Below are 12,628 nucleotides of genomic sequence, written 5' to 3'. Positions count from 1 at the left end.
GACGTCGCGGTAACCATCCACGCGGTCCGGACGATGAAACCAAAGAGCACCTCGATTGTTCCACCACCGATGCGAAATCCGGGGAGGGGCTTCTTCGGGTGACGGAATCAATTTGAATTACGGCCCGTCGGGGGCGACAAAGCTCCCGAACCTGATGGAGAAAACACAGCTCATGTCGCTTGGTCAGCAACTCGCGCCGCACCTTCCGCTCCTGCGGCGCTATGCCCGTGCGCTCACCGGCAACCAGGCCGAAGGCGACCGCTATGTCCGCGCCGCCCTCGAAGCGATCGTCGAGGCACCCGATCAGTTCCCGCGCGACGTCGATGCGCGGCTCGGACTCTACCGCACCTTCCAGGTGATCTGGCAGTCGAGCCAGTGGGACGACAGCATCGACGCGGTCGAGCAGGGCAATGATGCCGAGGCGATCGCGCGAAAGCGGCTCGCCCGGCTCACCCCGCTGTCGCGCCAGGCGCTGCTGCTGACGACGGTGGAAGGCTTCCCGCCCGAGGACGCCGCCTATCTGATCGGCGAGCAGCCGGCGCGCGTCAGCGAACTGGTGACCGAGGCGGTTGCCGAGATCGAGCGCCAGACGCGCACCCGCGTGATGATCATCGAGGACGAGCCGCTGATCGCGATGGATCTCGAGCAGATCGTCCGCGACCTCGGCCATGACGTGACCGGCGTCGCCGTCACCCGCGACGAAGCGGTTGCGCTGGCGATGGAAGATCGTCCGGGCCTAGTGCTCGCCGACATCCAGCTGGCCGACGACAGCTCGGGCATCGATGCGGTGAAGGACATCCTCGCCGAATTCGCGGTGCCGGTGATCTTCATCACCGCCTTCCCCGAGCGTCTGCTCACCGGCGAACGCCCGGAGCCGACCTTCCTGATCACCAAGCCGTTCCAGCGCGAAACGGTGAAGGCGACGATCAGCCAGGCGCTGTTCTTCGACGAGGCAACCGTCCCCGCATGAACGGAAAATAGGGGCGGGTTCCACCCGGTACGGACCTAAAACGGTTCTTGGGTGTTTAGCATTTCATGGCTGAGCAAGACGAACCCGCCCACCTCTCCACGGATCGCGCCCGCGCCGGCACGACCCCCGGAGTGACGCGCTACGTGCTGATCATCGGCACGCTGCTGGTCATTGTGATTTTTGCTGTTATCTTGTTGGTTTGACGGCAAATGCTGCACAGCGAGATGCTTGACATCAAGCCGTCCGACCCCAGCTTGACAACGAACCGCGACGCCCAGCGCGCTAACGATCGGGATTGCATGACCGAAGCTACCCACACGGATCACGACGAACCGGGCGCGACTGCGGCCCCGGTGGAACATGTTTCGCTGTCGGATCCCGAATTCAAGACGCAGCTGGCCCAGGTCATCCCGCATCTGCGCGCCTTCGGTCGCTCGCTGTCGGGCAGCCGCGACCTCGCCGACGATCTGGTGCAGGAAACCCTGCTCAAGGCCTGGGCCGCGCGCAAGCGCTTCCAGGCCGGCACCAACATGCGCGCCTGGACCTTCATCATCCTGCGCAACCTCTATCTCAGCCAGATGCGCCGCGCGCGCTTCAAGGGCGAATGGGACGATCTGGTCGCCGATCGCCTGCTGGCGGCCCCGGCGAGCCAGGATCGCCACGTCGAGCTGGCGGACATGCAGCGCGCCCTGCTTCATCTGCCGCAGCCGCAGCGCGAGGCGCTGATTCTGGTCGGCGCCGGTGGCTTCGCGTACGAAGAAGCAGCCGAAATCTGCCAGGTGGCGGTCGGCACGATCAAGAGCCGCGTCGCCCGCGGCCGCGTCGCGCTCGAAGCGCTGATGTCCGAGGGGCAGTTGCCCTCGCGCCGCTCGACCTCGCTCAACGAGGACGGCCGCACCGCGCTCGACACGATCATGGGCGAAGTGGACGATCTCAGCCGGGAGCGCTGAGACGCGCCTTCCGGTTACGGAAGGCTACGTATATTCATGGAAGCCTCCGCGTGACAAGCTCCTGTCATACGGAGGCTTTTATGCGACTCGACCGTTTCGACGACCATCAGACCGGGTTCGGCCCCTGCGTGGCAACCATGATGGCGCTGCTGGCGATCGGCGCGCTGGTGGGCGGCATTCTCGCGCGACTGGCGGAGCTGACCCACTAACTTCGCGAGAAGTCCTGACGGGACTTGCCTCCCGCGCGCGCTTCCCCCATATGCGCCGCGGGAGTCGGGCGGACGGGATCGTCGCCAACCCGGTCAGGTCCGGAAGGAAGCAGCCGTAACGATTTCGTCCCGGGTCGTTCCGGCTCCCACCCATCTCACATCGCTATCCACAACCGATCGTGCCTGCCGCTTCGACAAATCGAGTGCGGGTCCCTAGATAGGTTCGTGATGTCCGATTCCCTGCTTGGCCTCGACGAACCCCCGCAGCCCGCGCGCGGCGAAGCGTATCGCGTGCTCGCCCGCAAATACCGGCCGCAGACGTTCAGCGCGCTGATCGGGCAGGATGCGATGGTCACCACGCTGGGCAACGCGATTCGGCGCGACCGGCTCGCCCACGCCTTCCTGCTGACCGGCGTGCGCGGGGTGGGCAAGACCTCGACCGCCCGGCTGATCGCCAAGGCGCTCAACTGTATCGGCCCGGACGGGCAGGGCGGCCCGTCGATCGATCCCTGCGGTGTCTGCGAGCCCTGCCGCGCGATCGCCGAGGGGCGCCATATCGACGTGATCGAAATGGACGCCGCCAGCCATACCGGCGTCGACGACGTCCGCGAGATCATCGAGGCGTCGCGCTATGCCGCGGTCTCGGCGCGCTACAAGATCTACATCATCGACGAAGTCCACATGCTGTCGAAGAACGCGTTCAACGCGCTGTTGAAGACGCTGGAGGAGCCGCCGGGGCATGTGAAGTTCCTGTTCGCCACGACGGAAGTGAACAAGGTGCCGGTGACGGTGCTGTCGCGCTGCCAGCGCTTCGACCTGCGCCGCATCCCGGCCGAGCTGCTCGCCGAGCATTTCGCGCGGGTGTGCGAGGCCGAGCGGGTCGAGGCGGAGCCCGAGGCGCTGGCGCTGGTCGCCCGCGCGGCGGAAGGCTCGGCGCGCGACGGGCTCTCGATCCTCGACCAGGCGATCGCGCATGCGGGTCTGGAAGGCGAGGGCGTGAAGGCGGAAGCCGTGCGCCAGATGCTCGGCCTGTCCGATCGCGGCGCCAATCGCGCGCTGTTCGGCACATTGGTCGAAGGCCAGGCGCAGCAGGCGCTTGCCGGCCTGCGCGCGCAATATGATCTGGGCGTCGATCCGCTGGCGGTGCTGCGCGCGCTGCTCGAGACCGTCCACGGCGTGACCCTGGTCAAGCTCGGCACGCACCGCCTCTCCGGCCAGTCGACCGAGGAGCGCGAGGCGATGGAGGGCTGGGCGAGCCGGCTGTCCTTCCCGGCGCTCCACCGGCTGTGGCAGCTGCTGCTGCGCGGGCATGACGAGGTCGCCAAGGCGGCGCTGCCGATCGAGGCGACCGAGATGGCGCTGCTGCGGGTGATCCACGCCGCGCAGCTGCCCGATCCGGGCGACCTCGCGAAGCAGATCCTGAGCGGCAGCATCGCGGTGCCATCGGGCGCCCCCGCTGCGGTGGCCGCAGAGCCGACCGCGCCTGCACCTGCGACCGTGCAGGAAACCGGGCCGGTGCTGCCGACCAACCTCACCGAGCTCGCCGAGCATCTGGAGGAGCATCGCCGGCTCCAGCTCGCGATGTTCGTCCGCGATTACATGCGGCCGGTGCGGTTCGAGGGCAGCGAGATCGATTTCGGCGCGGCGCGGCCGCTGCCGCAGGATTTCGTGCGCGAGCTGGGCGGTGCGCTCAAGGACAGCACCGGCGTGCACTGGAAGATTACCCTCGTCGACGGCGCCACCGCGATGACGCTGCGCGAGGAACAGGCGGCCAGGCAGGCGGCCGAGCGCGAGGCAGTGCTCGCCTCGCCGATCGTCGCCGCCGCGATTGCCGCTTTTCCTGATGCCGAGTTGATCGGCTGGACCAAGACCGGGAGTGACGGATGAAGAGTCTCGAAGACATCATGGCCATGGCGCAGAATGTGCAGGCCGAACTCACCAAGGCGCAGGCGAGCCTCGATTCGGTCGAGGTCGAGGGCGTGTCGGGCGGCGGGCTCGTCAAGGTGACGGCCAGCGCCAAGGGCCGGATCATCGGCATCGCGATCGACGACTCGCTGGTCAACGTCGCCGAGAAGGCGATGCTGGAGGACCTGTTGGTCGCCGCGTTCAACGATGCGCGGGTGAAGGCCGATGCGGCTTCGTCGGAAGCGATGAGCAAGATGACCAGCGGCCTGCCGCTGCCGCCGGGCTTCAAGCTCCCGTTCTGAGACAAGGTCTTACGGGAACCTAGCGTCGTCCCCTCGGTTGCTGTCGCCAGACACAATCGAGGAGAGACGACATGGCGGACCGTATTGTCGAAGATGGCGTGGCGACCGACCGCGCGACCCACACCACGGTGATCGAGCGCCGCAGCGGCGGCGGTGCCGGCATGGCGCTGATCGGGCTCGCGGTGCTGATCGCGGTGATCATCGGCGGCTTCTACCTGTTCAACCAGAATGCCCGCGAGAACGCCAAGACGGACGCGGTGACCAGCGTGGCCAAGGACGTCGGTTCGGCCGCGAAGGACGTTGGCGACGCTGCGAAGGACGCGGCGAAGTAAGCTTCCACCAAACAGCCGTCATCCCGGCGGAAGCCGGGATCCATTGGCTTCACCGCTGCGGCTCATGCTGATTCCGAGTGGCGAATGGATCCCGGCTTTCGCCGGGATGACAATTTATAGGGCGCTCACTTCAGGCAGCGATCCAGCCCGTTGCCCGCCACCACGTTGATCCGCGCGTTGATCTTGTTGCCGTACTTGCGGGTGAACCCGCGCGGGTCGATCGCCGCGCGCTTCTTGGGCAGCGGCAGCACCGCGGCGATCAGTGCCGCCTCGCGGTCCGAGAGCTGCGACGCATCGTGGTGGAAGTAGCGCATAGCGCCGGCGTTGACGCCATAGGTACCGATGCCGGTCTCGGCGACGTTGAGGTATACCTCCATGATCCGCCGCTTGCCCCAGATATTCTCGATCAGCACCGTGAAATAGGCTTCCAGGCCCTTCCGGAAATAGCCGCCGCCCTGCCACAGGAACACGTTCTTGGCGGTCTGCTGGCTGATCGTCGAGCCGCCGCGAATCTTGTGATTGCCCTGGGCGTTCCGCTGATAGGCCTTCTCGATCGCCGCGAAGTCGAAGCCGTTATGCTGGCAGAAGCGCGCATCCTCGGCCGCGATCACCGCGCGCGCCATGCTCGGGTCGATCTGGCGAAGCGGCATCCAGTCCTTGGTGACGCCGTGTCCGGCGAACACGTCGCCGATCATCGTCCAGGTGATCGGCGGCGGCACGAAGCGATAGACCGTCACCATCAACAGCGACAGCAGCACGAAGCCGAGAACGAACTGGACCCCCAGCACGATCAGCCGGCGCCACCAGGGCTTGCGCGGGCGGGCGGCGGAACGGCGGGCGGAGGAGGTTCGGGCGCGATTCTTGCTCACGCACCCGCCATGCCCCAGCCGGGGCGGTTCCTGCAATCACCTGGCAGGAACCGCGTACCCGATCAGTGGGTGGCGAGCAGGCGGCGATCGCCCGCGAGACGCATCATCGCCTTCTGCAGCTTCTCGAACGCGCGCACCTCGATCTGGCGGACTCGCTCGCGCGACACGCCATAGACCTGGCTCAACTCCTCGAGCGTCTTGGGATCGTCGGTCAGGCGACGCTCGGTGAGGATGTGCTTCTCGCGCTCGTTGAGGTCTTCCATCGCCGAGACGAGCATGTCGTGGCGGACGTCCGCCTCCTGCGCGTCGGCGACCGATTCGTCCTGCAGCGGGCCTTCGTCGGCCAGCCAATCCTGCCACTGGCTTTCGCCATCCTCGCGCATCGGCACGTTGAGCGAGGTATCCCCGCCCATCGCCATGCGGCGATTCATCGAGGTGACCTCTTCCTCGGTCACGCCCAGATCGGTGGCGATCTTGGCGAGGTTCTCGGGGGAGAGATCGCCATCCTCGAACGCGTCGAGCTTGGCCTTCATCCGGCGCAGGTTGAAGAACAGCTTCTTCTGCGCGGCGGTGGTGCCCATCTTCACCAGGCTCCACGAGCGCAGGATGAATTCCTGGATCGAGGCACGGATCCACCACATCGCATAGGTGGCGAGGCGGAAGCCGCGATCGGGCTCGAATTTCTTCACGCCCTGCATCAGGCCGATATTGCCTTCGGAGATCAGCTCCGAGACGGGCAGGCCATAGCCGCGATAGCCCATCGCGATCTTCGCCACGAGGCGAAGGTGCGAGGTGACCAGCTGCGCCGCCGCATCGGTGTCGCCATGCTCCTGGAAGCGCTTGGCGAGCATGTATTCCTGCTCGGGGCTCAGGATCGGAAATTTCTTGATCTCGGCCAGATAGCGATTGAGGCTCGCCTCGCCGCCGAGCGCCGGAATCGTCGCGGGGACGTTGCTGCCGCTAGCCATGATCGTTTCTCCCTTTCCAACGGGTGCCGGTCCAAACGGGGGGACTCGGGCGCCCAACACTCATACGAGAAGCTGGTTGAACAGTTCCTGCATGTCTGCAGGCATTACGCTATCGAACGCCAAAGCGTTACTTTTGATCGGGTGGATGAACCCGAGACGTGCCGCATGCAAGGCCTGGCGCTGGAAACCCAAGGTTGCCAGAAGTCCGCGGTGGGTGGAACGCATACTTCCATATAGAGGATCACCCACCAGCGGGTGGCCGATCGACGCCATGTGCACGCGTACCTGGTGGGTACGTCCGGTCTCCAGCCTGCATTCTATCAACGTCGCATCGCGAAGCTGGTTCAATCGTTTCCAATGGGTGATCGCATGCTTGCCATGACCCGGCGCGCACACCGCGATCTTCTTGCGGTTGCTCGGCGAGCGGGCGAGCGGCGCGTTCACCGTGCCCGATGCGGCAAGCACGCGGCCGCCGGCGATCGCCTGGTAGCGCCGATCGATGCTGTGCGCCTTGAACTGCGCGGCAAGGCCGACATGCGCCCGATCGGTCTTGGCCGCGACCATCAGCCCCGAGGTGTCCTTGTCGATCCGGTGGACGATGCCCGGCCGCGCCACGCCGCCGATGCCCGAAAGCTGGCCGGCGCAGTGGTGGAGCAGCGCGTTGACCAGCGTGCCGTCGAGATTGCCCGCCGCCGGATGGACGACGAGGCCCGCCGGCTTGTCGATCACGATCAGATGCTCGTCCTCGAACACCACGTTGAGCGGAATGTCCTGCGCCTCGTTGTGCGCGGGCGTGGGATCGGGCACGACGACTTGGAACACCGCGCCGCCGGTTGCCTTGCGGGCGGGGTCGCGGGCGAGGTTGCCGTCGGGGCCGGTGACCGCGCCGGAGGAGATCAGCGCCTTCACGCGTTCGCGCGAGAGCGTCGGCAGCGCATCGGTCAAGGCACGGTCGAGCCGCCAGCCATGCGCCTCGTCCGCGATCCGCGCTTCTAAGATGGAAACCCCCTGATTCATGTTTTACCGGAAATGGGCATGGGCGTTACGATTTCAAGATCTATACTGACCGGTATGAAAAAAGCGTCGGCGGCAGCGGCGCCGCGGGAAGCGTGCGGGCTGTTGCTGGGGGCAGGGGACGGGATCGACCAGTTCACGGAGTGCGCAAACGTTTCCGATGCACCCGAGATCCGCTTCGAGATTGACCCCGCCGCGCTGTTCGCCGCGCTGCGGGCGGAGCGGGCGGGCGGGCCGGCGCTACTCGGCTATTGGCACTCGCACCCGAGCGGGGACGCTAGCCCGTCGCGCACGGACGCAGCAATGGCGGCGCCGGACGGCAAGCTGTGGGTGATTCTGGGCGGCGAGGACGTCACCTGTTGGCGGGCCGGGCAGGCGGGCGTGTGGGAGCGGTTTACGGACGAGCCGCTGATCCTCGTCTAGGTCCGGAAGAGCCATATCCTCCCCCTGGCGGAGGAGGATGGGGTTACGCCAGTGCCGGTACGCCTTCCTCCGCCGCCAGCACCAGCCGCCCGCACTCGATCATCTCGCTGAGATGCGCGGCATAATGGTAGCGGATCGTCGGGAAACCCTCGGGGTGGAAGGCGCGCCGGCTGGGGCCGACATGCAGCAGGAAGCGGTTTGCCTCGGCCCGCTTGAGCAGGCGGCGGACATGGGGTTGCGACACGCCGAACCGCCGCGACAGCTCGGCGAGCGGGACGCTCGCGCCCTCGATCGGCACGAACGCCGCGTCGGTGCAGGTCAGCGCCAGCGTGTGCAGGATCGCACAGCCCGCCAGTGGATGCAGGAACGACGCGCGGAGGCTGGGAAAAGGGTCGGGCCCGCTCGCCAGCGCATAAAGCCGGCTCGCCTGGACGCTGAGGAAGTGCTGGTAGCGCGCAGGATCTTCCAGCGCTTCCGCAACGCTGGCCAGCGCCGGATCGAGCATCGCGGCGGGTTCCAGCGCCGCCTGGATGTGCCGGCACCAGGCGCGCTGGAAGGCCGGTGTCGTCCGATAGCCGTTGTCGGCGGCGGGGGCGAGCACGCCGATATGCTGCATGAAGTCGATCAGCGCGGCGGCGCGATTGGCGGTCAGCAGCCCGGTGGCGGCGCAGATCTGCCGGAGCAGGGTGAGCGTGAGGCCGCCGCGGGTGTCGAGATAGGCCGCCGACATCGCCGTGACGTAATGGCCGGCATCCTTGAACACCGCGGCCAGCGTGCGATCGGACTCCGCCACGGCGAGGATGTTGGCGGCAAAGCAACGCGCCGCCCTGCCGAAGTCCGGATGCTCGGCGACCTCGACCCAGTGCGGAGGCAGCGCCTCCGGATCCGTTGTTGCCGCCTGAAGCACTGTTATCGACCCTCAACTCTAGGTTGCACCCGCTAGCATGCGACTTTCGCCAAAAACAATTCGATTCCGTAACAAAGCCTGCATGTACGTGTTAGCGCGCCTCTGCCGCGATCTGGCGTAACGCCTGCTCGAAGGCCTCCGGCGGCTGTCCGCCCGAGATCAGATAGCGCTGGTCGATGACGATGGCGGGCACCGACTGGATGCCGCGCGACTGCCACAGCGCTTCCTCGGCGCGGACCTCCTCGGCATAACGCCCCTCGTCGAGCACGCGTGCGGCTTCCGCGGGATCGAGCCCGGCCTGTTCGGCGGCGGCGATCAGCACGGCGCGGTCGCCGGCATTCTTCCCCTCGGTGAAATAGGCGGTGAACAGCGCCATCTTGAGCGCACGCTGGTCTCCCGCCAGCCCGGCCCAATGGAGCAGCCGGTGCGCGTCGAAGGTGTTGTAGATGCGGGACTCGTCGCCCATCGCCATGGTGAAGCCGAGGGCTGCGGCGCGCTCGCGGATCATCGCGCGGGTGCCGGCGGATTGCTCGGGCGTCGCGCCATATTTGCGGCCGATATGCTCGACGATGTTCTCGCCCTCGGGCGCCATGCCCGGATTGAGCTCGAAGGGATGGAAGCGGATCTCGGCGGTCACCGCGTCGCCCGCGCGGGCGAGCGCTTCCTCCAGCCCCTTCAGCCCGATCACGCACCAGGGGCAGACCACGTCGGACACGAAATCGATCGTCAGGGGTCGGGCCATGGTGCGTGCTCCTTGCAGGGTCGCATTCGGCGCTAGAGCAGACCGAAGCATCTGAAAAGTCTGCGCTTGCGACGCACAGCCGGAACGATCCTGCCTCTCCTCACGTTAACCGGTCCGAATTTCAGGGAGAGATACAATGCTTTGGACGCTCGTCGTAATCCTCGTCATCCTGTGGCTGCTGGGCTTCTCGTTCCACATCGCCGGCGGGATCATCCACATCCTGCTCGTGATCGCGCTCGTGATCGGCCTGATCCAGCTGTTCACCGGCCGCAGGGTCTGACGCGGGACCCGGCGGGACGCATCCGCCCCGCCGGGCCGCCCACACCAAGCATAGGGGCCGCGTGCCCCCGATGATTTTCTACCCCGCCAGCAAGCGCAGCTATTTCGGTGCGTTTCATCGCGACCGCAGCGCGCAATCCCCGGCCGTCCCACATCTGCCACCGATCGCGCGTGGATGCTGCCACGATGCTTGCAGCTTCCCATCCGCTGCGCCAAAGGGGATTCACAGCTGGAGCCTCAAAACTTGAATATCAGCCCTACCGAATTCGCGAGTCTGCTTTGTTCGCGCCTGTGCCACGACTTGCTGAGCCCCGTTGGTGCGCTCAACAACGGCCTGGAACTGCTTGCCGACGAACATGATCCGGAAATGCGCGCCCGCTGTCTGGAACTGCTGGCGGAGAGCGCGCGGGCGAGCGCCAACAAGCTGAAGTTCTTCCGCCTGGCGTTCGGCGCCGCGGGCGGATTCGGCGAGACGGTGGACACGCGCGAGGCGCAGGCCGCGCTGGAAGGGCTGTTCGGCGACAATCACCGCGTGAAGATCGGCTGGATGGTCGAGGAGCCGGTGATGGCCAAGCAGGCGATCAAGGTGCTGCTCAACCTCGCGCTGATCGGCGGCGATGCGCTGGTCCGCGGCGGCCAGCTCGACATCGGCGCCGAGACCACCGACGGCGCGATCGAGATCGTGATCCGCGCCGACGGCCCGCGCATCGTGCTCGACCCCGAACTGCGCGGCGCGCTCGCCGGCGGCCGCGAGGAAACGCCGATCACGCCGCGCGCGGCGGCAGCGTTCCTCGCGCACGAGCTGGTCGTCCAGCATGGCGGCGAGCTGCAGGTCAGCCCGCCCGAGTCCGAAGTGCTGCTGTTCGGGGCGTCCTTCCCGATAGGCTGAGCGGGGCCTAGCGCCGCTCGTACCAGCCGCGCGTGCGCTGCACGATCGCGACCACCGAGAGCATCACCGGCACTTCGACCAGCACGCCGACCACGGTGGCGAGCGCCGCGCCCGAGCGCAGCCCGAACAGCGAAATCGCCGCTGCCACCGCCAGCTCGAAGAAGTTCGACGCACCGATCAGCGCCGCCGGCGCCGCCACGCACCAGGCGACGCCGAGCCGGCGCGACAGCCAATAGGCGATGCCGGCGTTCAGATAGACCTGGACGAGGATCGGCACCGCGATCAGCGCGATCACCAGCGGCTGGGCGAGGATCGCCGCCCCCTGGAAGCCGAACAGCAGCACCAGCGTCGCCAGCAGCGCGACCAGCGACAGCGGCGCGAGCGTCCTGAGCAGCCGGTCGAGCTCGGGCCGGCCGCCGCGTGCCAGCACCGCACGCCGCAGCAGCTGGGCGGCGATCACCGGCACGACGATGTAGAGCAGCACCGACAGAAGCAGCGTCGCCCAAGGCACGCTGACCGAGGCGACGCCGAGCAGCAGCCCGACCAGCGGCGCGAACAGGAACACCATCAGCACGTCGTTGAGCGCGACTTGGGAAAGCGTGTAATTGGGCTCGCCGTCGCACAGGTTGGACCAGACGAACACCATCGCGGTGCACGGCGCGGCGGCGAGCAGGATCAGTCCGGCGATATAGCTGCCGATCTGTGAAGCGGGCAGCAGCGGCGCGAACAGGTGGGCGAGGAAGAAGGTGCCGAGCAGCGCCATCGAAAAGGGCTTCACCGCCCAGTTGACGAACAGCGTGACCGCGACGCCCTTCCAGTGCTGCCGCACCGACCCCAGCGCGGCGAAGTCGATCTTGAGCAGCATCGGCACGATCATCAGCCAGATCAGTCCGGCGACGACGAGGTTGACCTGGGCGAACTCCGCGCGCGCGATCGCGGCAAACGGACCGGGCAGCAACTGGCCGAGCGCGATGCCGACGACGATGCACAGCGCCACCCAGAGCGAGAGATAGCGTTCGAAGGTCCCCATCAGCCGATCCGCCGACCGTCGGCGTCGACCACCTGCTCGCCGTCTTCCTTGGCGAACGCGCCTTGCTGTGCGTTCGGCAGCAGCTCCAGCACCCGCTCGGAGGGGCGGCACAGCGCCACGCCCAGCGGGGTCACCACCAGGGGACGGTTGATCAGGACCGGGTGCGCCTCCATCGCGTCGAGCAGCGCGGCGTCTTCGAGCGCCGGATCGTCGAGCCCCAGTTCGGCATAGGGCGTGCCCTTTTCGCGCAGCAGTTCGCGCGGCGCGAGCCCGGCGCGGTCGAGCAGCTGCACGAGCAGCGCGCGGGCGGGCGGGGTCTTCAGATACTCGATGACATGCGGCTCGATGCCGGCGTTGCGGATCATCGCCAGTGCGTTGCGCGAGGTGCCGCATTCAGGATTGTGATAGATGATGACGTCCATGGCCATGGGGCTTCCCTCAGCAGCAGGTGAGTTCTTCAAGGAGCGGTGCACATAATTCGGCGCGGGCTTGGCAACAGTCGCGGGCGAGGAACACCATCAGCGCGCGCAGCCGGGCGAGGTCGGCGTGCTGCACGAAATGGCGGCCCTGCTTCTCGGCCGTCACCAGCTTCGCGCGGGCGAGCACGCCGAGATGGGTGGAAAAGGTGCTCTGCGGCAGGCCGATCGCCTCCGCCAGTGCGCCGGTGTGCAGTCCGTCCGGAGCGTGGCGCACCAGCAACCGGAAGGTCGCCAGCCGGGTCGGGTGGGCGAGCGCCGCCAGCGCGGCAAGAGCATCTTCCTCATTCATGCATCGGTTTTAGCCGATGCATCGGCGCTCTGCAAGATGCATCGGAAAAGGTCGATGGGTGGCGCGCGGCG

Annotated in this window: 18 protein-coding genes and 1 other RNA gene; 11 read left to right on the top strand and 8 right to left on the bottom strand. The window is 67.0% G+C overall.

Annotation, left to right across the window (positions count from 1 at the left end; all coding sequences use genetic code 11):
- Window positions 1-172 precede the first annotated feature (172 nt).
- The 8 genes from ABIC65_RS18140 to ABIC65_RS18105 all read left to right on the top strand — a co-directional run bounded on the left by ABIC65_RS18140 (window position 173) and on the right by ABIC65_RS18105 (window position 4,668).
- A complete protein-coding gene (locus ABIC65_RS18140; RefSeq protein ID WP_354310567.1) occupies window positions 173-970 on the top strand; it encodes a response regulator in 798 nt (265 codons plus the stop codon).
- Window positions 971-1,035: 65 nt separating this feature from the next.
- Entirely contained in the window at window positions 1,036-1,173 is a 138-nt protein-coding gene (locus tag ABIC65_RS18135) for a hypothetical protein (protein WP_164521758.1), read from the top strand.
- A gap of 96 nt (window positions 1,174-1,269) precedes the next feature.
- Window positions 1,270-1,920 (top strand): sigma-70 family RNA polymerase sigma factor, encoded by a 651-nt coding sequence (locus ABIC65_RS18130; protein WP_093297544.1) that lies wholly within the window; start codon window positions 1,270-1,272, stop codon window positions 1,918-1,920.
- A gap of 80 nt (window positions 1,921-2,000) precedes the next feature.
- Window positions 2,001-2,129, top strand: a complete 129-nt coding sequence (locus ABIC65_RS18125; protein ID WP_354310566.1) for a hypothetical protein — start codon at window positions 2,001-2,003, stop codon at window positions 2,127-2,129.
- A gap of 56 nt (window positions 2,130-2,185) precedes the next feature.
- An RNA gene (gene ffs / locus ABIC65_RS18120) (signal recognition particle sRNA small type) lies at window positions 2,186-2,283 on the top strand.
- Between the two features lie 74 nt (window positions 2,284-2,357).
- Window positions 2,358-4,016, top strand: a complete 1,659-nt coding sequence (locus ABIC65_RS18115) for a DNA polymerase III subunit gamma/tau (protein ID WP_354310565.1) — start codon at window positions 2,358-2,360, stop codon at window positions 4,014-4,016.
- Window positions 4,013-4,336 (top strand): YbaB/EbfC family nucleoid-associated protein, encoded by a 324-nt coding sequence (locus ABIC65_RS18110; protein WP_066720420.1) that lies wholly within the window; start codon window positions 4,013-4,015, stop codon window positions 4,334-4,336. The genes ABIC65_RS18115 and ABIC65_RS18110 overlap by 4 nt, the downstream gene beginning before the upstream one ends.
- A gap of 71 nt (window positions 4,337-4,407) precedes the next feature.
- Window positions 4,408-4,668 (top strand): hypothetical protein, encoded by a 261-nt coding sequence (locus ABIC65_RS18105; protein WP_354310564.1) that lies wholly within the window; start codon window positions 4,408-4,410, stop codon window positions 4,666-4,668.
- A 125-nt stretch (window positions 4,669-4,793) separates the two neighbouring features.
- On the opposite strand, the gene mtgA is transcribed toward ABIC65_RS18105, so the two are convergent.
- The 3 genes from mtgA to ABIC65_RS18090 all read right to left on the bottom strand — a co-directional run bounded on the left by mtgA (window position 4,794) and on the right by ABIC65_RS18090 (window position 7,522).
- Window positions 4,794-5,537, bottom strand: a complete 744-nt coding sequence (mtgA, locus tag ABIC65_RS18100) for a monofunctional biosynthetic peptidoglycan transglycosylase (RefSeq protein ID WP_436286747.1) — start codon at window positions 5,535-5,537, stop codon at window positions 4,794-4,796.
- Between the two features lie 62 nt (window positions 5,538-5,599).
- A complete protein-coding gene (rpoH, locus tag ABIC65_RS18095; RefSeq protein WP_093297535.1) occupies window positions 5,600-6,505 on the bottom strand; it encodes an RNA polymerase sigma factor RpoH in 906 nt (301 codons plus the stop codon).
- 60 nt (window positions 6,506-6,565) lie between these two features.
- On the bottom strand, window positions 6,566-7,522 hold the full coding sequence (locus ABIC65_RS18090) for an RluA family pseudouridine synthase (protein ID WP_354310563.1): 957 nt from the start codon (window positions 7,520-7,522) through the stop codon (window positions 6,566-6,568).
- A gap of 54 nt (window positions 7,523-7,576) precedes the next feature.
- Between ABIC65_RS18090 and ABIC65_RS18085 the strand changes: the two genes are divergently transcribed.
- Window positions 7,577-7,942 (top strand): M67 family metallopeptidase, encoded by a 366-nt coding sequence (locus ABIC65_RS18085; protein ID WP_354310562.1) that lies wholly within the window; start codon window positions 7,577-7,579, stop codon window positions 7,940-7,942.
- A gap of 43 nt (window positions 7,943-7,985) precedes the next feature.
- On the opposite strand, the gene ABIC65_RS18080 is transcribed toward ABIC65_RS18085, so the two are convergent.
- Window positions 7,986-8,849, bottom strand: coding sequence for a hypothetical protein (locus ABIC65_RS18080; protein ID WP_354310561.1), 864 nt, complete (start codon window positions 8,847-8,849; stop codon window positions 7,986-7,988).
- A 91-nt stretch (window positions 8,850-8,940) separates the two neighbouring features.
- The gene (locus tag ABIC65_RS18075) at window positions 8,941-9,591 is read right to left on the bottom strand and encodes a DsbA family oxidoreductase (protein ID WP_354310560.1); all 651 of its coding nucleotides are present in this window, start codon (window positions 9,589-9,591) and stop codon (window positions 8,941-8,943) included.
- A 136-nt stretch (window positions 9,592-9,727) separates the two neighbouring features.
- On the opposite strand from ABIC65_RS18075, the gene ABIC65_RS18070 reads away from it, so the two are divergent.
- Window positions 9,728-9,871 carry a lmo0937 family membrane protein gene (locus ABIC65_RS18070; protein WP_121078233.1) on the top strand — a complete coding sequence of 48 codons (144 nt, stop codon included), beginning with the start codon at window positions 9,728-9,730 and terminating at the stop codon, window positions 9,869-9,871.
- 243 nt (window positions 9,872-10,114) lie between these two features.
- Window positions 10,115-10,759: a histidine phosphotransferase family protein gene (locus tag ABIC65_RS18065; RefSeq protein WP_354310559.1), complete on the top strand. Its 645-nt coding sequence runs from the start codon at window positions 10,115-10,117 to the stop codon at window positions 10,757-10,759.
- A gap of 7 nt (window positions 10,760-10,766) precedes the next feature.
- On the opposite strand, the gene arsB is transcribed toward ABIC65_RS18065, so the two are convergent.
- Genes arsB through ABIC65_RS18050 form a run of 3 tightly spaced genes read right to left on the bottom strand, consistent with a single transcriptional unit; the run spans window position 10,767 to window position 12,557 of the window.
- Window positions 10,767-11,789 carry an ACR3 family arsenite efflux transporter gene (gene arsB / locus ABIC65_RS18060; protein ID WP_354310557.1) on the bottom strand — a complete coding sequence of 341 codons (1,023 nt, stop codon included), beginning with the start codon at window positions 11,787-11,789 and terminating at the stop codon, window positions 10,767-10,769.
- Entirely contained in the window at window positions 11,789-12,217 is a 429-nt protein-coding gene (arsC, locus tag ABIC65_RS18055; RefSeq protein WP_354310556.1) for an arsenate reductase (glutaredoxin), read from the bottom strand. Before arsC ends, arsB begins: the two co-directional genes overlap by 1 nt.
- Before the next feature lie 10 nt (window positions 12,218-12,227).
- Window positions 12,228-12,557 (bottom strand): ArsR/SmtB family transcription factor, encoded by a 330-nt coding sequence (locus ABIC65_RS18050; RefSeq protein ID WP_354310554.1) that lies wholly within the window; start codon window positions 12,555-12,557, stop codon window positions 12,228-12,230.
- Between the last annotated feature and the right edge of the window lie 71 nt (window positions 12,558-12,628).

Origin of the sequence: Sphingomonas trueperi (assembly GCF_040545665.1) — a bacterium.
Taxonomy (GTDB): Bacteria; Pseudomonadota; Alphaproteobacteria; order Sphingomonadales; family Sphingomonadaceae; genus Sphingomonas; species Sphingomonas trueperi_B.
The sequence above is the reverse complement of the archived record's forward strand: the minus strand, read 5'-3'. Positions and strand labels throughout refer to the sequence as shown.